This is a genomic window from Microcoleus sp. BR0-C5, from assembly GCF_036705045.1.
Taxonomy (GTDB): Bacteria; Cyanobacteriota; Cyanobacteriia; order Cyanobacteriales; family Microcoleaceae; genus Microcoleus.
The window spans coordinates 177,025-199,919 of the sequence record NZ_JAUBTR010000003.1 but is presented as its reverse complement, the minus strand read 5'-3'; the positions used below and the strand labels follow the sequence as shown (position 1 = coordinate 199,919).

Genomic DNA, 22,895 nt, shown 5'->3' with positions numbered 1-22,895 from the left:
TTTGGTGGATTTTTGAGACCCATGGGTCTCAAATTTTCCCGGTTCGGGATGGAAAACTCAGCACTTGAGAGCCAAAATCATAGTTGATTTTCCTTTGGTGGATTTTTGAGACCCATGGGTCTCAAATTTTCCCGGTTCGGGATGGAAAACTCAGCACTTGAGAGCCAAAACAATTATCTATTCCGACTCCTAAATGCTTCTGCCTTCAAGGATACAGATATCTGCCTAAGCGACGGGTGACAACTTCTGCACTTTCTCTTGCAAGGAATCCATCAGCGATTGGAACGGGGTGACGAATTTCTCGATCCCGTCCAAGAGCAACTCTGCCATCACTTGGTCCAAGTTGATGTCGATGTCGGGATCTTTGAGACTTTCGATCAGGGTGTAAGCTTCTTCGACATTGTTCTCTATCCGGGGTGCGACATCGCAGTGGTCGAAACAAGCTTCAACGGTGTTTGGCGGCAAAGTGTTAACGGTGTCCGGGCCGATTAATTCATCGACGTACATGACATCGCTGTAGTTGGGGTTTTTGGTGCTGGTGGAAGCCCACAGTAAGCGCTGCACTTTCGCTCCTTTGGCTGCTAAAGCTTGCCAGCGATCGCTCGCTACGATCTCTTTATACTTTTGGTAAGCTACCTTGGCATTGGCGATCGCAACTTTTCCCTTCACCGCTTCCAGTTTGGCTTTGGTGGAAATATCTGTGACGTTTTTGAGTTTCTCGTCAATCTTGCCATCGACATTGATGTCGATCCGGCTCAAGAAGAAACTGGCAACAGAAGCAATATTGCTCACATCCAAACCTTTAGCCACCCGCGCTTCCAAACCGCGAATGTAAGCCCAGAAGGTTTCGACGTAGCTGTCAACCGAGAACAGCAAAGTCACGTTAACGTTAATCCCTTCGCTGATGACTCGCTCGACTGCAGGCAAACCTTCAGCGGTTCCGGGAATCTTAATCATCACGTTTTCTTTGCCGAGCGCTTTGTAATAGCGCATGGCTTCGCTAATCGTGCTTTCTGTGTCGTTTGCGATCGTCGGTGGCACTTCAATGCTAATGTAGCCGTCCAAACCCTTCGACTCTGCGTAAACTGGGGCGAAGATGTCGCAAGCGTTGCGGATATCTTCAAATACCAGAGATTCGTAAATCTCCATTACAGATTTACCCGCCCGGATGCCCGCTTCGATATCCGCGTCGTAAATCACATTACCCGCGATCGCTTTCTCGAAAATCGCCGGATTAGATGTAATCCCGCGCAGTCCCCGACTTTCAATCATCTGTTTGAGTTCGCCGGACTCGATCAGATCGCGAGTCAAATTGTCCATCCAGATACTTTGGCCAATTTCTTTGATTTCTAACAGGTGATTCGTTGGTGTTGCTGTCATTACTGTAACTCCTACAATTTGATAGCTGTTAATTGGGACTTGGAAATTGGAAATTGAAAAGTGAAAATTGGCAATGGAAAATTGGTAATTGGGAGTCGAAAGTTATAAGTTAAAACCCTCTTCCTTCTTCCTTCTTCCTGACATCCGTTACATCTTGTACATTGCTCGTTGCCGAACTTCCATCCGTTACATCCGTTGCATAATCCGTTGCCGAACTTCCTTCACTGTTGGACTGTTCTAGGATTGCGCGATCGATCTTGAATAAAAGACTCGACCATCGCTACATTTTCTTTACTGCCGATAATCAAGGGCGATCGCTCGTGCAGCTTGGTCGGCACTACATCCAAGATGTCTTGAATACCTGTACTTGCCCGCCCGCCGGCTTGCTCCATCAAAAACGCCAAAGGAGCCGATTCGTAGAGCAAACGCAATTTGCCCTCGGGGTTTTTCACCGTTCCGGGGTACAAAAACACGCCTCCCTGGAATAAAATCCGGTGGAAATCTCCCACCAAAGCCCCACCGTACCGGGCGCTGTAGCCTTCGCTGCGGTGTACGTAGCGAATGTAGTCCCTCAAAGATTCCTCCCACTGCCAGAAGTTGCCTTCATTAACGCTGTAAATCGGGCCGCGATCGGGAACCTTAATGTTTTCGTTAGCTAGAATAAACTCGCCCAAACTGGGGTCGAGGGTAAAGGAATGAACGCCCTGACCGATCGAATAAACCAGCATGGTACTGGGGCCGTAGAGCACATAACCAGCGGCAATTTGTTTGTGTCCATGTTGCAGCAAGTCGGAAGCAGAACCATCTTCATCGTCCCCCTCTTGCTTGCGGATGCTGAATATGGAGCCTACATTGAGATTGATGTCAAGATTGGAAGAACCGTCTATGGGGTCGTAGAGCAGACTGTAACGCCCGATCGGACAATTTTCGGGAATGTAGTAGGGTTTTTCCATTTCCTCCGAAGCCAAGCGGCAGACAAGTCCGCTTTGCTGGAATACCGAGATAAACACTTCATTGGCATAGATATCCATCTTTTTGACGGATTCTCCCTGCACGTTCGTAGCCCCTGTAAACCCCAAGGCATCTGCCATTAATCCGGCTCTGCTGAGTCGCCTCGCGATCAGCTTGGCTGCGAGCCCGATGCGATTCATCAGGGCACTGAGATCCTGAGCATCTGCTGAAAAGCTTTGAAGTTGCTGGAGTACGTGACGAGATAGGGTTGTGCAATCGCGGTCTAAGGCTTGCACCTGATCGATCGGGCCCAGGCGGGTTTCCCCTGTCGGCGCGTTTACCATGATTTTGATGTCCTCCCTGTCTTGCTGCTCTGGATTTGGGTTCGATGGAGTCCTTGACACTTGCCCCTGAATCGGCTATGAGACCGATCGTCCCCCAACTTCTATCTTAGGAAGGGTTTTGCCAAAGGGGGATAAACTTTAGGTGAATTTTAGATCCGCATCGAAAGTGTTCTCCAAGAGTGAGGAGTTCGATCGACTGTTGAGTCGGGAATTGTATCCAAAATCACTACTTTTTTTGATTAACCGCAGAGGACGCAGAGGGCGCTGAGAGAAAAAGTGGCGATAGAGAAGCCTACGAACGTTGGCTAGCATCTCAAAAAGACCGACAACTTCCTTTGCGCGAAGAAGATGTAGAACCTATTGTTAATTTGCCGGAATTGCTTGCAGGCATTTACGATCGCGTCGGCTATGATTATCGGCTCGATTACGATCAATATCCCGTACGTAAATTTTCGCCAAAGGTGATATGACACTCCAAAATTCTGGGTAAGCTATCCATAGAAATACGGTAATTGAAATTTAAGCAAATATACAGAGTCCCTCATTGACTTTTCTATTGACTTGTTTGAAATCTACTCAAACACTCAATTTGCATTGCATAAAATTTTCAAAACTTGGGGTTTAAAAACCCAAATATAAAATGTTTGTTGGTACTCATCAACCCAGGAGAATGCTATGGATATTGTCGAACAAATTCCCCATAACTTAGTCAAACACTATCAAATTAAAAAGCTACTCGGAGAAGGCGGTAGTAGCACAACTTATGAAGCCGTTGACCTCAAAACAAACCAGCGAGTCGCACTCAAAGCTTTGTCTTTACAGAAGATGAATGACTGGAAAGTCCTGGAACTCTTTGAACGAGAAGCCAATGTTTTATCAAAATTGAATCATCCGGGAATTCCGCGTTATTTGGATTATTTTTATGTCGATACTCCCGATAACCGTTGTTTTTATATAGTACAAGAACTGGCCCAAGGGCAATCTCTAGCCAGTTTAGTCGAAAATGGGTGGCACGCTAGTGAGTCCGAAATTCAACGCATTGCCACACAAATTTTGAATATTTTGGTTTATCTCCATTCACAGATACCACCTGTTATCCACCGGGATATTAAACCCGAAAATATTGTTTTCAAATCGCCGATAGATTCCCACAAAGAAAAAGAATGGGCAGTCTGCTTAGTAGATTTTGGAGCCGTGCAAAACACTTATAACAATACTTTAATGCGAGGAAGTACCGTAGTTGGAACCTATGGTTATATGGCTCCAGAACAATTTCTCGGACAAGCCGTACCTGCAACAGATTTATATGGTTTAGGAGCGACATTGTTGTATTTACTAACCCACCGTTCCCCCGCTGAATTACCAACAAATATACTAGAAAGAGATTTTCGCTCTCAAATTCAGATTTCTTCAGCATTTGCCGATTGGTTAGGAAAAACGATCGCGCCAGATTTAGAAAACCGCTTTCAATCGGCAAAAGAAGCGCTTGAATTGCTTCGCAATCCTCGAATAGTTAGCGTTAAATCCGATCCGACGCAATGGAAAAAACGCCTTAAAATAGGAATTGCTGCTATTGCTAGTGTTGCTGTTTTTAATCACTTTAAATATCCCATCCTCAACCGGATTGGATTTACACCCAATGCAGTTGTCGAGGCTGTCGAACAGGGAGATACTAAAACTGTTAAGCATTATCTGGATCTTGGTATTAGTGTCAGTACCAGGATATATAATCTTAATTTACTACACTTGGCTGGCTCAAAAGAGGTGGCAGAGTTGTTAATTGCCGAGGGTGCAGATGTCAAAGCTCAGGATACATTTGGCTTTACCCCGTTACACTTTGCTGTTGCATTCGATCGCATAAAATTGGCAAAAATGCTAATTGCTAAAGGTGCAGATATTAACGCCCAGAGTGAACCTGATGTTGATGTAGCTCTTGTGTCGAAGTCTATATGGACTTATAAATTGCGAAGGTTTTTACCTGGCAATAGTATGGGTACCACTCCTCTATTCTTTGCGCGATCGCCTGAAATGACCAAGTTGCTGATTGCTAAAGGCGCAAACGTCAATGTCAAAAACAATAAAGGTTTGACTCCTCTACATATGGCGCAATCGAAGGCAAAAGCACAAATACTACTCGCCGCAGGCGCAAAAATTAACATCAAAGAAGACAATGCCCGAAATGGCAAGAGTACAGCTTTATTACATAACGCAGTCAAAATAGGCTTTAAGGAGTTGGTACAACAGCTAATTAAAGACGGTGCAAATGTGGCGATTCTGGATAGTGAAAAAAGAACTCCACTGCACTATGCAACCACAAAAGAAGTTGCTGCTTTGCTAATGCTGGATATCAACGCTATTGACCAATCTGGAAATACTCCGTTACACCTAGCTGTCGATCGAGGATCTCAAGATATCGCTGAACTGCTAATTGCTAATGGTGCAAGGGTTAACGTTAGAAATGAGAACGGTCAAACTCCATTGTATCGAGCGATCGCGATCGGACACAATGATATTGCTGCACTGCTAATTAACAACGGTACAGATGTCAATAATATAGATGGATCTGGCACAACTCTACTGCACAAAGCCGCACATTATGGCACTGTAGAAATCTTAAAATTGCTGATTGCTAAAGGTGCAGAAATTAATATCCAGGATAATCAAAGAAAAACTCCACTGGATATCGCCGTAGACCTGAAACTTCAGGATACAGTGGCGCTGCTAATTAGTAAAAACCCAGATGTTAATAGTGAAGACAAAGAAAGCAGAACTTTACTGCATATCGCTGTCGATTTCAAACTTGAGGATGTAGCCAAACAACTCATTGCCAAAGGTGCATTCGTTAATGCCAAAAATAACTTGCTTCAAACTCCCCTGCATCTTGCTGTTGCTCAAGGCTCTCAAGATATCGCTGAACTGCTAATTGCTAATGGCGCAAGGGTTAACGTTAGAAATGAGAACGGTCAAACTCCATTGTATCAAGCGATCGCGATCGGACACAATGATATTGCTGCACTGCTAATTAAAAACGGTGCAGATGTCAATAACAGAGATATATGTGACACAACTCCACTGCATAAAGCCGCACATTATGGCACGGTAGAAATCTTAAAATTACTGATTGCTAAAGGTGCAAAAATTGACGTTACCAACTGCTATGGCGAGACGCCGCTAAAGATAGCAGAAACCAACTGGAACCCCGACCGAGACCCAGCAGCCAAAATACTCAGATCTCGCGGCGCAACAGACTAATTATCCAAAATCAACCCAGGCACAAAAATATGAAAACACTACAACAATCGGAAAAAATCCTTGCTGAAAAATATCGCATTCTCGGCAAATTAGGACAGGGCGGAGTTGGAATCACCTATGCTGCGGTAGATTTAAACAGCAATCAAAAAGTTGCACTCAAAGCTTTATCCCTGCGTTTGACAACTGAATGGAAGAAAGTCGAGTTATTTGAACGAGAAGCAAAAACTTTATCGGGATTGAATCATCCGGGAATTCCTCGCTACATTGACTACTTTCAAGTGGATACTTCCCAAGATCGTTGTTTTTATATCGCCCAACAACTCGCACCGGGAAAATCTCTCACACAATTGATAGAAAATGGCTGGAAACCCAATGAAGCGCAAGTTCGTCATATCGCCTCTAAAGTGCTAGAAATTATAGTTTATCTGCAATCGCTGTTACCTGCTACTATCCACCGAGATATCAAACCTCAAAATATAATTCTGCAAAAAAATGGGCGCGTCTTCCTAGTTGATTTTGGTGCAGTTCAAAATACTTACCATCATACCGTTACAGGAGGCAGTACCGTTGTCGGAACCTACGGTTACATGGCACCAGAACAATTCAGAGGAAAAGCTGTATTATCAACAGATTTGTATGGATTAGGAACAACGCTGCTTTTCCTGTTAACCCAGAAATTTCCATCCGATTTACCCAGACAAAAGCAGAAGATAAAATTCCGCGATCGCGTCTCTATTTCTCCAGAGTTTGCCGACTGGTTAGAGAAGATAGTTGAACCCGCAATTGAAGATCGATTTGACTCAGCAAAAGATGCTTTATCAGCGCTGCGAGGGGAACAGCCAAGCGGGATTAATCCCGAAAAAATGTTTAAGCGATCGCCCCAATCCCGAATTACTTTAATTGACACTAAACGGTGGTTATTAATCAAGATACACCCCGATCGTTCACCTAGCAAACTCAAATGTTTTTTCCAATTCATTCATCTTATTTATAAAGTTTTACTTCCATTCTCTTTGATTCTGGGATTTTTGCTATGTAGCTTGTTTGAATACACTTTAACCGACTGGCTATTGACATTATATGAGCGATCTTTTGTTATATCAATCCTGGGTATAACAACATTTACCCTATTTTATGCTTTGATGTGGTTGTGTAGGTGCTTGTGTAGGATTGTTTATCGTCGATTCGCTCGGAAAATTCAAATCAGTCCTCAACATATCCAGCGGGTAAAGTTGAGTGGAATTCATCTGCCATTGCTCAAAATATCGATGACTTTTTGCCGGATTTGCGCTAAGCCGCGTAACTATTGTTTTGGCTTATTTTTGCCGCAAGCTGAGAAAGAATGGTTGGTAGGGGAATTGAGTGATTGTTTAAGTAAACTAAAATAAATCATTGTTGATATCCACAGAGTCGAGCAAAAACCCGTTTTTTTTCGGACTGCGTGGGTTAAATAAATGCGGAAGTATAGAAGATTTTATGTACTAATTTAGGCAATAATAATCATCAAAAAATCCTGGAGCGGGCATGAGAATAAAACTATAAAGAATCTCGATATTTATGAAATAGGACTGCAAAAGGGGAAGCCGATCGCACTTCTTGAATACGTAGCTAAAAGATTAGTTGAGAGTCGCGATCGCCTTTTCGATTGGTTATGCTGGAGTCAGGGCGATCGTTTCTGCCAATTGACTGACCAACAAAAATAAAGATATTTGTGCTTAAATACCGTCAAGGCAAGAAATATCTCGCCCTGACTGGGGTAGTGTCGTTAAGCTCCTGTATCTCCTAAGCGTGAAGGTTCGATAGATGAGTATTTCTACTCAAAATAAAAAAACTATCCTGTTTTTGGCAGCCAACCCCAAAAATACCACCCCTGTGGACTTACAGAAAGAGGCGAAGGAAATTGCAGAGGGGTTGCAACGCTCTAAAAAGGGCGACAAGTTCCAACTGGAGCAACAGTGGGCGGTGACGCCAAGAGAAATGCAGCGAGCCATATTAGATTATCAACCAGAGATTGTGCATTTCTCCGGGCATGGTGCAGGAGAAGGGGGTTTAGCCTTGGAAGATGAGGCGGGACAAATTAAGCTGGTAAATACCAAAGCTTTGGCAGCTTTGTTTGAGGCGTTTAAGGAGTACGTGGAGTGCGTCATACTCAACGCTTGCTATTCAGAAGTGCAAGCTGAGGCGATCGCACGTCACATTCCCTACGTGATCGGCATGAACCAAGCGGTGGGAGATCGGGCCGCACGAGAATTCGCTGTAGGTTTTTACGATACGTTGGCGGCGGGGGAGTCGATCGAACGTGCCTATAAGCTGGGTTGCGTTAGCATCAGCATGGCAGGTATTCCAGAAGAGCTGACTCCGGTATTAAAGAAAAAGTCTGATTTTTCTGAGTTGGATGCCGCAGGGCGATCGCCCAATGCTTCTGTTAGCGATATCGTTGAGGAGTCGTCACCTGTAGTGGAAAATGCGCGATCACTGATCGCCACACCTCCCCTTTCTCTTCTCAACTTAGACAACCCCGAAGGTTCTGTTAGTTTAGATTCACCCCTATATATCGATCGGCCTCCCATTGAATCGGACTGCTACCAAACTATTGTTAATCCCGGAGCTTTAATCCGAATCAAAGCCCCCCGGCAAATGGGAAAAACTTCTTTATTGCAGCGGATTTTATACCACGCCAAGGAACAGGGATATCAAACGGCTTATTTAAACTTTCAATCGGCTGATGGCAGTTCTCTCACCAATCTTGATGAATTGTTGCAGTGGTTTTGTGCTGAGATTACCAATGAATTAAATTTAGAAGATAGGTTAGGAGAATATTGGAAAGGCGTTCTCGGCAGTAAAAATAAAAGCACGAAGTATTTCCAACGATATCTACTATCTGACAGCGATCGGCCTCTTGTTTTAGGGTTAGATGAAGTCGATCGCATTTTTCAGCATTCCGAAATAGCCACCGACTTCTTTGGATTATTACGAGCTTGGCACGAGCGGGGAAAAAATGAGGAAATTTGGAAAAAGCTGAGGTTAGTCATTTCTCACTCTCAAGAAGTTTATATTCCTCTCAATATTAATCAGTCGCCATTTAACGTGGGATTGCCCATAGAGTTACCGGAACTCAATCAGAGACAGGTAACAGATTTAGTGAATCGACACCGATTAAATTGGTCAAATCAAGAGATTTGTGACCTGATGGAGATGGTGGGCGGTCATCCTTATTTAGTTCGAGTTGCTCTCTACCAAATTGCCAGGGGGAGAATTACCTTAGATAGCTTGCTAAAAGTCGCTCCTACTGAAGAAGGCCCTTACTACGATCATTTACGACGGCATTTAGTTAACTTGGAAAAAGATCCAGAACTAGCAGCAACAATTAGACAAGTGATTAACAGCGAAAAACCTGTAGAGATTCACACCGGAGAGGCTTTTAAATTGCGAAGCATGGGGTTGATCAAATTTCAGGGAAATGCTGTAATGCCATTGTGTGGTTTGTATCGTCAATATTTTCGCCATCGCCTAGCCTCTCCCCAACCGAATAGGACTCCTGTGCAACAAACTAATAACCCATCAAGCTTGCACGTAGAGAGTAATTTAGCAGCTATTATTTTCTCTGATGTCGTTAATTCCACCGCCTTATCAGTTGCCAACCAAAAGCTGACACTAGAATTAGTGAATCGAGATTTCAACATCATCCGAGGCATCTGCGCTAAACATCAAGGCAAAGTCCTTAAAGAAATGGGCGATGGTTTATTAATTTGCTTTCCAGAAAGTGCCGTAAAAGCAGTAGCGTGTGCCCTAGAAATACAACGAAATTTCGCCCAAGCTGCTACAAGCTTACCTGCGAGTCATGTCCTCCAACACCGAATTGGTATTCACTTGGGAGAAATCTTCTCTATTAATAATGATATCAGGGGGGCTGGTGTAAATTTAGCTGCTCGTTTAGAAGGGAAAGCAGAGCCAGGAGGAATCTGTATTTCTGAGACAATTTATCAAGTCGTTAAAACCCATTTATCTTTAAATGTGATTGACTTAGGTATGCAAGAGTTAAAGGGAATTCCTGAACCTGTACGACTGTACAAATTGATTCCTTGATTCTCTAATTTTCCATCTATGAATTAACAATGACCTATGAAAGATTATCAATATCAAGTTGGAGGTAGCCTTCCTGCAAACGCCCCAACTTATGTCACTAGAAAAGCGGATGAAGAACTTTATCAAGCTTTAAAAGCCGGAGAATTCTGCTATGTTCTTAATTCCCGACAAATGGGAAAATCCTCCCTGCGAGTGCGGACAATGCAGCGGTTACAAGCAGAGGGTATCGCCTGTAGTAGCATTGATATCACAGAAATTGGCACCTCAGATATTACGCCAGAAGAGTGGTATGCAGGCGTGATCGATAGCATCATCAGCCGATTAAATTTGTATGATGTTTTTGATTTAGATGAATGGTGGGAGCAGAATAGGTTACTATCGAATGTTAAACGATTTAGTAAATTTATTGAAGAAGTATTACTCAATAAAATCTCAGGTAATATAGTAATTTTTGTCGATGAATCTGACAGTTTAATCAGCTTAAATTTTAAAATAGAAGATTTTTTTGCGGTGATTCGTGATTGTTATAATAATCGAGCTGACAAACCAGATTATCGTCGATTAACATTTACGATGTTAGGGGTGGCAACTCCCTCAGATTTAATTCAAGACAAGCGACGTACTCCGTTTAATATTGGTCGAGGGATAGAGTTAACGGGGTTTCAATTAGCAGAAGCGCAACCTTTGGCAGTCGGGTTAGAAACTCCAGCAGAAAATTCGCAAGCTTTGTTAGAAGCGGTGTTATATTGGACTGGTGGACAGCCATTTTTAACTCAAAAAGTTTGTAGATTGCTGCTCAATCATGCCAACTCTGCATTTATGCAAACTCCCGCTGAGTGGGTAGGAAATTTAGTTAGAGAAAAGGTGATTGAGAATTGGGAAGGGCAAGATGAGCCAGAGCATTTAAAGACGATTCGCGATCGCATTTTACGCAGCGAACAGCGTGCCAGTCGGTTATTGGGGCTATATCAGCAAATTTTGCACCACAAGGAAATACCAACTGATGATAGTCCCGAACAAATGGAACTACGATTAACTGGGTTGGTGGTTAAGCATTCAGGCACACTTAAAGTTTATAATCAAATTTATCAATCGGTTTTTAACCTAGATTGGGTGGAAAAACAATTAGCGAATCTCCGCCCTTACAGCGAAAGTTTTAAAGCTTGGATAGAGTCTGATTACCAAGATGAATCGCGGCTGTTGCGGGGTCAAGCCTTGCAAGATGCTCAAACTTGGGCCGCAGATAAAAGTTTGAGCGATTTGGATTATCAGTTTTTAAATGCGAGTCGGGAAGTCCAACAACGGGAAGTTGAACGAGAGTTAGAAGCCCAGAGACAAGCGAATAAAATTTTGACTGAGGCTAATCAGACGCTAATTAAAGCAGAGCAATTAGCCCGGTATAAAGTCACTCAAGCCCAGAATTTAGCAAATGTAATCCAGGAAACTGCTTTTTCTAATGAATCATTTCGTTCAGGACAGACATTCCAAGCACTGTTGGAAGCATTAAAAGCAGGGCAAGCATTTAAACAACTAGATTTTTCAGCCGAGACCACAAAACAGATTAGAGGACGAGTGATAGCTGCGCTGCAAAAAGCAGTGTCCGCAGTAAAAGAGCGCAATCATTTGGAAGGGCATAGCAATTCTGTCAGAAGCGTCGCCTTTAGTCCAGATGGCAAGACATTGGCTTCTGCAAGCTTTGACAACACCATCAAACTGTGGAACCTGCAAACCCAAAAATCCATCGCTACCCTCACCGGGCATAGGAATTCTGTCAGAAGTGTCGCCTTTAGTCCAGATAGCAAAACTTTGGCTTCTGCAAGCTTTGACAACACCATCAAACTGTGGAACGTGGAAACCCAAAAACCCATCGCTACCCTCAGAGGGCATAGCAATCAGGTCTTGAGTGTCGCCTTTAGTCCAGATGGCAAAACTTTGGCTTCAGCAAGCCGTGACAACACCATCAAACTGTGGCACCTGCAAACCCAAAAACCCATCGCTACCCTCACCGATCACAGCGATTCGGTCTGGAGTGTCGCCTTTAGTCCAGATGGCAAAACTTTGGCTTCAGCAAGCAGTGACAACACCATCAAACTTTGGAATCTGCAAACCCAAAAACCCATCGTTACCCTCACCGGGCATAGGAATTCTGTCAGAAGCCTCGCCTTTAGTCCAGATGGCAAAACTTTGGCTTCTGCAAGCAGTGACAAGACCATCAAACTGTGGAACTTGGAAATCCCACAACCCATCGCTACCCTCGCCGAGCATAGCAATGAGATCAATAGCGTCGCCTTTAGTCCAGATGGCTTGACTTTGGCTTCGGCAAGCTTTGACAACACCATCAAACTGTGGAACGTGGAAACCCAAAAACCCATTGCTACCCTCACCGGGCATAGCAATCCGGTCTATAGCGTCGCCTTTAGTCCAGATGGCTTGACTTTGGCTTCGGCAAGCTTTGACAACACCATCAAACTGTGGAAGGTGCAAACCCAAAAACCCATCGTTACCCTCGCCGGACATAGCAATCCGGTCATTAACGTCGCCTTTAGTCCAGATGGCTTGACTTTGGCTTCGGCAAGCAGTGACAACACCATCAAATTGTGGCACGTGCAAACCCAAAAACCCATCGCTACTCTCACCGGGCATAGCAATCCGGTCATTAGCGTCGCCTTTAGTCCAGATGGCAAAACTTTGGCTTCGGCAAGCTTTGACCACACCATCAAACTGTGGCATCTGCAAACCCAAAAACTAATTGCTACCCTCAACGGGCACAGCAATCTGGTCTATAGCGTCGCCTTTAGTCCAGATGGCTTGACTTTGGCTTCTGCAAGCAGCGACAACACCATCAAACTGTGGAACGTGGGAACCCAAAAACCCATCGCTACCCTCACCGAGCATAGCAATTCTGTCAGAAGCGTCGCCTTTAGTCCAGATGGCAAAACTTTAGCTTCGGCAAGCTTTGACCACACCATCAAACTGTGGAACGTGGAAACCCAAAAACCTATCGCTACCCTCACCGGGCATAGCTATTCGGTCTATAGCAGCGCCTTTAGTCCAGATGGCAAGACATTGGCTTCTGCAAGCTTTGACAACACCATCAAACTGTGGAACGTGGAAACCCAAAAACCCATAGCTACCCTCACCGGACACAGCGATTCGGTCTGGAGTGTTGCCTTTAGTCCAGATGGCTTGACTTTGGCTTCTGCTAGCAGTGACAACACCATCAAACTGTGGAACGTGGAAACCCAAAAACCCATAGCTACCCTCACCGGGCATAGCGATTCGGTCTGGAGCGTCGCCTTTCGTCCCGATGGCTTGACTTTGGCTTCTGCAAGCAGTGACAAAACCATCAAACTGTGGATTTGGGATTTCGATAAACTAATGGCATTAGGTTGCAATTGGATTAGCGATTATCTCAGAACCAACCCGAAAGTGACAGAAGAGGATAAACAGATGTGTGCTGATTACCTCAGCCAAGAGTCAATCAAATAGAATTTAGGCAAAAACAGTCAGGCAGCAAGATGCTCGCACTACATTGTTTTACCACTACTTCCACTTTTTCCGCTGTCCATTCCTCACTCGCATCAGTCACAACCCTAATATTTCGCTGTGGCGAATCTTCCTCCACAACTGCAGCTAGCATCGAATTATTAAATCTTTCTGTTGAATTTTCACTTTTGTAGTTAGGGGAGGTTTGGGGAGTTCAAAAGGCGGTAGGTGCTAACTCTGAGGGATATTACACTGATGTCCCTTAGAGTATAAAGTGTAAAACTCCTGGAGTGCGGACATTTGTTCTCTCAATCTAGATATCTCTACATCCAAGGGAGGGAATAGTTTCTCAAGGTGGCGAACCTCACTAAACCACAGTCGTAACTCGGGTTTGAGAGTTGCATAGAGCGTTTCGGGACAGGAGAGTAATATTGCTGTTATTATCTCTGCTACGAATGGCTGTTGCGACCACTTCCCTACAACAGACATTGCCTCCCCGTCATCGCTTGACAAGCATTGGTGAACAATATCAAACAGTGGATTTAACTCAATAGCTGCCCGTAATTTCTCAAGTGTCTCTGCAGTCTCTGAGGAGGTATGCAGCATGGTTGTGAATTCAACAGGCAAATGGTGCAGGATGGTACTGACAAATGAAGCAATTGAATCAGGTTGCTCTTTTCTGAGAATATCTGGGAGTATCTCTGTAAAGTAAGGAGCAACACTACGCCACTGATGTAAATCACAAGCAACATGAAAGAAGGTTTCTGGCAACCTTTCACTCTTCTGCAATAAAATATAACCTCGACATTGATTAGTGACGGGATCGACAGGTTCAAATGCTTGCCATAACAAAGGCAGAGAAACCCAGTGAGGTGGATATTTGAAACGGGCAACATCCAGCAGAAGAACTAGATCCCGCTTTGGATGATAGCCACCAATTGGTGAAAAGTGACCATCACCCGTTTGTCCCAATACCTTTCGGCTATAGGAAACAACTAGATGAATATCACCTGACGCCGTAGTCACCTCCTCCACTGCTTGCCGAAAGTTTTCCAAGCTGCTTTGGTGGTAACGGTTAGGTTTTACAACAGCACCGTTGCAACGTGCTATACAGACAAACTCATCAAAAGTGATACCGTTTTCTTTAATGACTGAAAGAGGTAAGCAACAGTCTAAAAATTCCTCTCCATACCATCTCCATACCCCTTTCCAAATGCGACCCGGATCGATGGATAAGGCATTAAGAACAACAACTAAACTACCCAATCCACAAAAAGCGGGTTCTGCTTGAGTATGAAACTGTTCCGCTAGAGCAAAATACCCTTCCATACCTCCCAGTGCCAACGCTTCTCGAAATATTTGCCTTCCATCTATGGAGGAAAAGGCAATAGCAGAATCGGGGAGTGAACGACGATAAAACCCTTGAACAGACATGGAGTGTTTTAACCCTTATTACTTATGGTACTAATAAATATTATGCAATATTGTCACATGGATAATGATGAATACACTTATTTTTCAATTTTAGTAATAAAACGCTGCGAAGGTTTTACTTGCTGGGTGCAGATTTAAAAAACGTGACCATTTGCAAGGGACGGCTAGGCATCAAGCTGATGAAACAAGTCGGCAATTTGCCACAGATTGAGCGGTATGCAGCTTGGACAAATCTCATATCTTGCACCCTTCTCAAGAACAGGCAAGATGCCTGTTCCACAAGAAAATCAACTCTTTGTGGAACAGGCATCTTGCCTGTTCATAAAAAGCTTATTGAGAATGGTACAACATCTCAGATAAATCAAGCTTTTATGAATAGCCTCAATCACGCGATGTTTTAGAAGAGTCAGCTCAAGACTTGTAAGAGTTGCAATTCATCAAATTTAAGCAGGGGATTTGGATTGGCACTGAGGTGGTCGATGCTCACGGGATTTATATTGAGGTGGCTGATAACGACAGGGCAATTAGCAAATATCTCACAGCGCAACTTTCTGCTCCCTTGTTGGTTGGCATAACCAGCCATATCGTCAAGAATTAGTCTCAGCTATCGGATAATTCTAGAGCAGCACAAAGGAGAGTTAAAGTGTTTTTAGTAACCGGGTAAAGGTACTAAAATTAGGAGAGGAATTCCCCGGCGAGACAGTTAATTAATAGTATTTACCGTTGGGTGGGGGCGGGTTTTGGAGATGGTTGGTTTGAGCATGATATTGTTGGTGAACCCGCCCCTACAGTGACTGCCAAATATTTGAAAAATGTAAAATTTTGTATATGAATTGACCGAACTTCAGGAAAATAGACGATAGTTGATATGCAAGAGATTTTAAACGTCCGCGAAAACAAATTTTAATCAGGTAATAAAATGGTAGTAGCAACACCTGTTCAATCCGGCAGTCAGTCGATTTTTCAAACTCGCTACGACAACTTTATCGGCGGCAAGTGGGTGCCACCGGTGAAGGGGAAATACTCGGAAAACCTTTCTCCAATAACAGGAAAATCAATTTGTCAAGTTCCCCGATCGACCGCCGAGGATGTAGAATTGGCACTAGATGCCGCCCACGCCGCGAAAGACAAGTGGGGTAAGACTTCCCCAGCCGATAGGGCGCGGGTTTTGCACAAAATAGCCGATCGCATCGAAGAAAACCTCGATCGCCTCGCCATCGCCGAAACCTGGGACAACGGTAAACCAATTCGCGAAACCCGCCTCGCAGACATACCACTGGCGATCGACCATTTCCGCTACTTCGCAAGCTGCATCCGAACTCAAGAAGGGTCGATCGGCGAACTCGACGGAACAACAGTCGCCTACCACTTCCACGAACCCCTAGGCGTCATCGGACAAATCATCCCCTGGAACTTCCCGATATTAATGGCCGCCTGGAAACTCGCCCCAGCCCTCGCCGCCGGCAACTGCGTCGTCCTCAAACCAGCAGGCCCCACCCCCGCCTCAATCTTGGTACTCATGGAAATCATCGCCGACTTAGTACCAGACGGCGTAATCAACGTCATTAACGGGCCCGGCGCCGAAATCGGCAAAACCCTCGCCACCAGTCCCCGGATTGCCAAAGTCGCCTTCACCGGCGAAACCACCACCGGCAGGCTAATCATGCAATACGCCTCCCAAAATGTCATCCCCGTCACCCTAGAACTAGGCGGCAAATCCCCCAACATTTTCTTTGAAGATGTCTGCGCCCAAGACGATGAATTCCTCGACAAAGCAATCGAAGGATTAGTCATGTTTGCCTTCAACCAAGGCGAAGTGTGCACCTGTCCCTCCCGCGCCTTAATTCAGGAGTCAATCTACGATCGATTCATGGAAAGGGCGATCGATCGGATCCGCCAAATCAAACAAGACAACCCCTTAGATCCGACAACCGCCCTCGGCGCCCAAGTCTCCATCAACCAGATGGAAAAAATCGCCGAATACGTCAAAATCGGTCACGCCGAAGGCGCAGAATGTCTCATTGGTGGCGAAAGAAACATCTTATCCGGCGACTTGCAAGACGGCTATTATTTCCAGCCAACAGTCTTCAAAGGAAACAACAAAATGCGAATTTTCCAAGAAGAAATCTTCGGCCCAGTATTAGCAGTTACCACCTTCAAAGACGAAGCCGAAGCATTGGAAATTGCCAACGATACCCTATACGGTTTAGGTGCAGGAGTTTGGACTCGCGACATCAACACCGCCTACCGCATGGGTCGCGCCGTTCAAGCAGGCCGCGTGTGGACAAACTGCTATCACCTCTATCCGGCCCACGCAGCATTCGGCGGCTACAAATCATCTGGTATCGGCCGCGAAAATCACAAAATGATGTTAGATCACTACCAGCAAACTAAGAATTTGTTAGTCAGCTACAGCCCGAAAGCATTAGGTTTCTTCTAAGGTTTTAGTCATTGGGAAGAAAGAAAGAAGAAAGACACACTTCAAGGATTCGTCCACTCCTTCTTTCTCTCTTTCCTCTCTTTCTCTGCGTCCTCTGCGCCCTCTGCGGTTCATTAAAAAAAATCTCATTCACAAACGAAATAAAATTGCTACACAAAGAGACTACAATGGAAACTGCCAAAGTCACCGCAACAGAAGCCGCTTTAAAATTAATCAATCATCTCAAAACTCAACACGGAGAATTGATGTTTCACCAATCCGGTGGCTGCTGCGACGGTAGTTCCCCCATGTGCTTTCCCGATGGCGAATTGATAATCGGTGATGGTGACGTATTGCTGGGCGAAATAGGGGGTTGTCCGTTTTATATTGCAGCCCAGCAATACAAATATTGGCAGCACACGCAGTTAATTATAGACGTGGCATCGGGGCCCGGAGGCAGCGATTTTTCCCTCGAAGGGCCGGAGGGAGAGCGTTTTATTACTCGTTCTCGCTTGTTTATTAATGCTGATTAACTCTGTTTATCCTTAACTTGCCTGCAGTTTCTCTAAAAACATGAATTTGCTTAAGTCTGAAACCCGGTTTCTTTCAGGGGAGCGAAAAAACCTATTTTATTTAAGTTTTTATCTAAGTTTCTCGCGTGGGCTAACGATGACCAATTTTCTGGCGATGGCAAAGGCATCTTATTTTTATAAGACTTGCTAGACAAAGGTTTCAGCCATTATTTGAGTGTGGTTGCCAAAAATTAAACCCTTGTTGAATCAGCACAATTGCCAGATAAGCTTCTGATGTTCCTGCGCCGATAATTCCTATCCTACTCTGGGATGAAACCATTTGTGTTTCTTCTGATTTAAGATTGCCGATCGGTTCTCAACTACTATTTTAATTAATGGAAATCCAATTGGGGCGATCGCTCAATTGCGGATTTAGCTTTTGTTGATAGCGACAGGTTTCACGCTGCCGCTAAAATCAGTATCTGAGGCGGTGCAGGATTAATTATTAATTGGCGACTTCAAAATTTCTGCACTCAAAACTTCAGAATACTTTAAGCTTGAGTATTTTTAATTAAAGCCAATTCTATTTTGTCACCAGCCTTTTGAGTCACTTGTGCGCGCAAACCTGGCCCAAAAAAAGTAGCTATTTTGTCTTGCTTTTCTTCCCATAAGTCGATCGGCAGTAGTGGCGAATAAAACTCTAAAATTAACCCATAAGCACCGTCAACATCAACTTCCCGTAACCCCTGTAGAAGTGGCCGTTCCTCGTCTGTCGGGGCCAGGCCTAAGCGCTCCAAAGCATCATCTAAGTGCGCGGGTTGGCCGTAGCGAAATCGAGTGATATCTTTGCGGACTTGGTTTTGAGTATCTGTGGCCTGACTTTCTCGCAAGAGGAGAACTTCAGCAGAGGTAGGTTCGGTGAACTCCACTGGTTCGAGTTCGGCCGCTTTCAGGGCTAAACCTCCCAGCAACAGCGGAATTCCATAAAAAAAACCGGCTAGGTTCAGGGTAGGTCTGTCTGTGAAGTAGGCTCCGAACCCGACTGCTGCTATAATACCGCCCACAACTAAGGCTAGGTTTGCTAAAGAAATTTTACGTAACATATTAGTGAGGTAAGTAGTCGGACAGAAAAAATATACTTTAATTATTATCTGTCAAAAAGTCTGGAATAAATTTAGTTTTTTTGCCAAAAGACCTGCAAAAACTGCTAGCATCGATGAGCGCGGGAGCGGTGTGCATCCACAGTCTTGTCTCTAGCTTCAGAAGCTGATCCAGCCGGACTCGCCCGGGCGCGCCATCGGTAAATATCCGTGTTAATTGCGCGGCGTTGGTTCCAGAAGGCAATCGAGATCGGCAGTATCATCAAAGTATACAGAGTGGCGATCGCGATCGACACTCTTGCCCTTTCAACCATTTTTCGGACATGATTAAAGACGAAGACAAACAAACTGCTGGAGCAAACAAGGCGGTTCTGGAGCAGATTAACTCGCTCAAACGTGAAGATGAAAGGCTTTATAATATCTTAGCGATCGATGTCTGGGCCCTAGCCAAGACAATGGATGAATATCAACCGGGATTTTGGGCTGCTTTTATGAAAAACCGGGAGAAGGCCCTGAAGCGATTTTTAGCTGGAATGATGAAAAATAAACCGGCAGATACCAAACGTCCGCCTTTTTTGCGCTAAAATGTGGCTGAAGTTTGGCTGAGGTTTTGATGTACAATCAAACTATAACACAGACCAAAAAATCCTGAGCAGGTTCATCACTTACCATATAAAAACAGTGAAGGATTTGCCCAAAAAGGTATGTCGGTGAATTAAGAATCTCCGTCTGTTCGCAGGGGGGAATGTCAAATATTTTTGTTAATACTAGCAAAGGCAAAAAACCATGGATGCACAAACACTCAAAGAGCGCGTAGCACAGATCGAAGTCAAGCGGGAATCCCTCGTGCGGCTGTTAGATCGATCGGACTTGGGAGCCATGAGAATAGATGTGAGTCAGGCGATCGAAGAAATTGACGATCTCTTAGAAGAATTCAAGCGTACTTTTAACAGTTAAGTAGTCAGTAGTCAGTAGTCATTAGTCATTAGTCATCAGTCATTAGTTGTCAGTGGTCGGCTAAGCTGTCGCCCATTTAATTTGCACATAGCAATCCTTTCGTCAGTTATAAACGTGGTTTGGGTTTCTAGTCGGGACGGGCTAGAAGCCCATCCCACCAATCCTGCAAAGATTGCTATAGTTATGTTAGTAAAAATCTTGTGGGGTGGGCATCTTGCCCGCCCAAAAAGTCAAAATTAAATGCAGTACAGCTTAATAGCTAACAAGAACCGACCCCTGCTAACGGCAAATTTGACAACTGACAATTGACCACTGACAACTAATGACTAATGACTAATGACTAATGACTAATGATTAATTCATCACCATATCCATCAAAATTTGCTGAGAACTCACCTCCGGGCAATTAGCAGGCGGTCGTCGCTGAGAGTAGTGTCCCCCAGACTGCAAATCCCAAGCTTGGCGGTTGTCAGCCAGCATTACCCCCAAAATTTCTTGCAATTCCTTGGCAATTGTCGGGTCTTCCACCTGAACTATGGCCTCAACCCGTCTGGTGAGATTCCGCTGCATCCAATCGGCAGAACCAATATACACCTCTTCATCCCCACCGTTGAAAAAATAAAACATCCGAGAATGCTCTAAAAAGCGGCCGATAATACTGATAACTCTGATATTTTCGCTAACACCTTCAACGCCGGGACGCAAACAGCAAATCCCCCGAATAATCAAATCAATTTTCACTCCCGCTTGCGAAGCTTCGTACAAAGCAACAATGATTTGGGGGTCAACTAAAGCGTTCATTTTAGCGACAATGCGGCCACAGCTACCGGTGCCGCCTTCGGCCTGCAAGCGGCAGAATTCTGCCTCGCGGCGGATTAAAGCTAAAAATCGATCGCGCATATTGACCGGTGCCACCAATAATTTGCGATAAGATACCTGCCGCGAATAACCAGTCAAATAATTAAACAAATCCGTCAAATCCGATCCCAAATCCTCGCGACAACTCAACAAACCCACATCGGTATAGAGCCCGGCTGTTTTGGGATTGTAATTGCCAGTGCCGATGTGGACGTAGCGGCGGATGTAATCGTCCTCGCGACGCACTACCATCACAATTTTGGTGTGGGTTTTGAGTCCCACCAAACCGTAAACTACGTGGACTCCCGCTTGTTCTAACTTGCGAGCCCAATTAATATTATTTTCTTCGTCAAACCTAGCTTTGAGCTCTACTAAAACGGCTACCTGCTTGCCGTTTTCTGCTGCTTCAATTAAGGCGCTGACGATCGGCGAATCTCCCGAAGTGCGGTATAAAGTCATCTTAATCGCTAACACGGAGCGATCGTGCGCCGCCTCAGTAATAAACCGCTGTACCGTCGCAGCAAACGAGTGATAGGGATGGTGCAGCATCAAATCCCCCTGGCGGATGGCGGTGAAAATATCCTCGCCCTCCTCAGCATCCAACCTCGATTTGTCTAAAATCCTTGCCGATTCCGAGTTCCGCAAGCGTGGTGGCACAACCGGAGTCCAAGGCGGGTCTTTCAGTTCCGGCACCGGCAGCCCCACAAAAGACATCAAATCCTTGAGGCCTAGCAGCCCCTCTACGACGTAAACATCTTGCTCACCGAGCTCCAGCTCCTCCATCAGCATATCTCGCAGCGCAGGGGGCATAATCGCTTGAATTTCCATCCGCACCGCAGAACCTCCAAACCTGCGCTTGCGGAGCTCCTGTTCTATTGCCAGCAGCAAATCCTCCGCCTCATCTTCCTCCACCGTCAAATCGGAATTGCGAGTAATGCGGAAGGGGTGATATTCTTCAACGTCCATCCCCGGAAACAAAGCTTCTAAATTGTGGGCAATCACCTGTTCTAGGGGTACGCCAGTCCAAACAGGAGACTTGCCCCTCTGCTGCCACTGCAAATCTCCCGGTAGTGGCACAAACCTCGGTAAAACCTGCGGTACTTTGACGCGGGCAAACAATTCTTCGCGCGTGTCGGGGTCTCTGACTACTACTGCTAAATTGAGGCTGAGATTGGAAAGGTAGGGGAATGGGTGGCTGGGGTCAACTGCTAGGGGAGTGAGTACGGGAAATACTTGTTCTTTGAAGTAGCGGTGCAAGTAATTGCGCTGTTCTTGATTGAGGTCAATGTAGTCGAGAATGTAGATGTCGCTTGCTGCTAGTTTCGGCCGCAGGGTTTGCTCAAAATACGAGTGCTGCTGAGTAACCATCGGCAAAAGCCGCTTGTTCAAGGCATCTAGCTGTTGTTGGGGCGTGCGGCCATCGGAGGTCAATTTGCTGACTTTTGCTTGTACTTGTTGTTTGAGGGCGGCCACGCGCACCATAAAATATTCGTCTAGGTTGGAACTAAAAATAGCTAGAAATTTGAGCCTTTCTAGGAGGGGCGTGCGGGGGTCGAGGGCTTCGTGGAGCACGCGGTTGTTGAATTCTAGCCAGCTTTGTTCTCGGTTGAAGTAGTATTGGGGGTCGCTGAGGTTGATTTCAGTGTAGGTTTTGGCGGGGGTCTTTTTAGGCTTGGGCATGGTTTGGGGGAGTCTTTGGGAGGCTCGGTGATGGCATCTCTAGAAATAGTATTGTAGGTTAAAGGCCGAATACGGACACGGCAGTGCCGTTTCCCTACCGTATTTTATCTAATAATAGGTGATGTACGGCCGAATACGGACACGGCAGTGCCGTTTCCCTACCGTATTTTATCTAATAATAGGTGATGTTCGATCGCACATTTTTGTAATATATCCGTAGGCAAACGGCACTGCTGTGTCCGGCCGTATTTTATCTAATAATAGGTGATGTTCGATCGCACTTGTAATATATCCGTAGGGAAACGGTACTGCCGTGTCCGGCCGTATTCGATCCAATAATAGGTGATGTTCGATCGCACTTGTAATATATCCGTAGGCAAACGGCACTGCTGTGTCCGGCCGTATTTTATCTAATAATAGGTGATGTTCGATCGCA

General features: G+C 45.1%; 16 protein-coding genes. 10 read left to right on the top strand and 6 right to left on the bottom strand.

Annotation, left to right across the window (positions count from 1 at the left end; all coding sequences use genetic code 11):
- Positions 1-225: 225 nt before the first annotated feature.
- Positions 226-1,380, bottom strand: coding sequence for a transaldolase (tal, locus tag QUB08_RS02700; RefSeq protein WP_333223249.1), 1,155 nt, complete (start codon positions 1,378-1,380; stop codon positions 226-228).
- Positions 1,381-1,601: 221 nt separating this feature from the next.
- Entirely contained in the window at positions 1,602-2,675 is a 1,074-nt protein-coding gene (fbp, locus tag QUB08_RS02695; protein WP_333223271.1) for a class 1 fructose-bisphosphatase, read from the bottom strand.
- Between the two features lie 335 nt (positions 2,676-3,010).
- Here fbp and QUB08_RS02690 point away from each other — a divergent pair, with 335 nt between their 5' ends.
- The 5 genes from QUB08_RS02690 to QUB08_RS02670 all read left to right on the top strand — a co-directional run bounded on the left by QUB08_RS02690 (position 3,011) and on the right by QUB08_RS02670 (position 13,502).
- Entirely contained in the window at positions 3,011-3,145 is a 135-nt protein-coding gene (locus QUB08_RS02690) for a DUF4058 family protein (RefSeq protein WP_333038323.1), read from the top strand.
- Positions 3,146-3,350: 205 nt separating this feature from the next.
- Complete coding sequence (locus QUB08_RS02685) at positions 3,351-5,927, top strand: ankyrin repeat domain-containing protein (RefSeq protein WP_333223247.1); 2,577 nt, start codon at positions 3,351-3,353, stop codon at positions 5,925-5,927.
- A 29-nt stretch (positions 5,928-5,956) separates the two neighbouring features.
- Complete coding sequence (locus tag QUB08_RS02680; RefSeq protein ID WP_333223245.1) at positions 5,957-7,315, top strand: serine/threonine-protein kinase; 1,359 nt, start codon at positions 5,957-5,959, stop codon at positions 7,313-7,315.
- 415 nt (positions 7,316-7,730) lie between these two features.
- Positions 7,731-10,013, top strand: a complete 2,283-nt coding sequence (locus QUB08_RS02675; RefSeq protein ID WP_333223243.1) for an AAA-like domain-containing protein — start codon at positions 7,731-7,733, stop codon at positions 10,011-10,013.
- Between the two features lie 36 nt (positions 10,014-10,049).
- A complete protein-coding gene (locus tag QUB08_RS02670; RefSeq protein WP_333223241.1) occupies positions 10,050-13,502 on the top strand; it encodes a WD40 domain-containing protein in 3,453 nt (1,150 codons plus the stop codon).
- A 228-nt stretch (positions 13,503-13,730) separates the two neighbouring features.
- Here QUB08_RS02670 and QUB08_RS02665 read toward each other — a convergent pair whose 3' ends face one another.
- Positions 13,731-14,933: a phytochelatin synthase family protein gene (locus tag QUB08_RS02665; protein WP_333223237.1), complete on the bottom strand. Its 1,203-nt coding sequence runs from the start codon at positions 14,931-14,933 to the stop codon at positions 13,731-13,733.
- A gap of 143 nt (positions 14,934-15,076) precedes the next feature.
- Here QUB08_RS02665 and QUB08_RS02660 point away from each other — a divergent pair, with 143 nt between their 5' ends.
- The 3 genes from QUB08_RS02660 (at position 15,077) to QUB08_RS02650 (ending at position 17,885) form a co-directional block, all read left to right on the top strand.
- Positions 15,077-15,334 carry a hypothetical protein gene (locus QUB08_RS02660; RefSeq protein WP_333223235.1) on the top strand — a complete coding sequence of 86 codons (258 nt, stop codon included), beginning with the start codon at positions 15,077-15,079 and terminating at the stop codon, positions 15,332-15,334.
- A 518-nt stretch (positions 15,335-15,852) separates the two neighbouring features.
- Positions 15,853-17,373, top strand: a complete 1,521-nt coding sequence (exaC, locus tag QUB08_RS02655; protein ID WP_333223234.1) for an acetaldehyde dehydrogenase ExaC — start codon at positions 15,853-15,855, stop codon at positions 17,371-17,373.
- Positions 17,374-17,540: 167 nt separating this feature from the next.
- Positions 17,541-17,885, top strand: coding sequence for a DUF779 domain-containing protein (locus QUB08_RS02650; RefSeq protein WP_333223232.1), 345 nt, complete (start codon positions 17,541-17,543; stop codon positions 17,883-17,885).
- 530 nt (positions 17,886-18,415) lie between these two features.
- Here the strand turns inward: QUB08_RS02650 and QUB08_RS02645 are convergent.
- Positions 18,416-18,967, bottom strand: coding sequence for a DUF2854 domain-containing protein (locus QUB08_RS02645; RefSeq protein WP_333223229.1), 552 nt, complete (start codon positions 18,965-18,967; stop codon positions 18,416-18,418).
- Positions 18,968-19,287: 320 nt separating this feature from the next.
- Here QUB08_RS02645 and QUB08_RS02640 point away from each other — a divergent pair, with 320 nt between their 5' ends.
- The gene (locus QUB08_RS02640; protein ID WP_006632500.1) at positions 19,288-19,548 is read left to right on the top strand and encodes a hypothetical protein; all 261 of its coding nucleotides are present in this window, start codon (positions 19,288-19,290) and stop codon (positions 19,546-19,548) included.
- A gap of 202 nt (positions 19,549-19,750) precedes the next feature.
- Entirely contained in the window at positions 19,751-19,921 is a 171-nt protein-coding gene (locus tag QUB08_RS02635) for a hypothetical protein (protein WP_333223228.1), read from the top strand.
- Positions 19,922-20,275: 354 nt separating this feature from the next.
- Here the strand turns inward: QUB08_RS02635 and ppk1 are convergent, their stop codons facing one another.
- The gene (gene ppk1, locus QUB08_RS02630) at positions 20,276-22,459 is read right to left on the bottom strand and encodes a polyphosphate kinase 1 (protein WP_333223226.1); all 2,184 of its coding nucleotides are present in this window, start codon (positions 22,457-22,459) and stop codon (positions 20,276-20,278) included.
- 168 nt (positions 22,460-22,627) lie between these two features.
- Positions 22,628-22,895, bottom strand: a 268-nt coding sequence (locus tag QUB08_RS02625) for a hypothetical protein (protein WP_333223225.1), incomplete at its 5' end; no start/stop codon positions are given.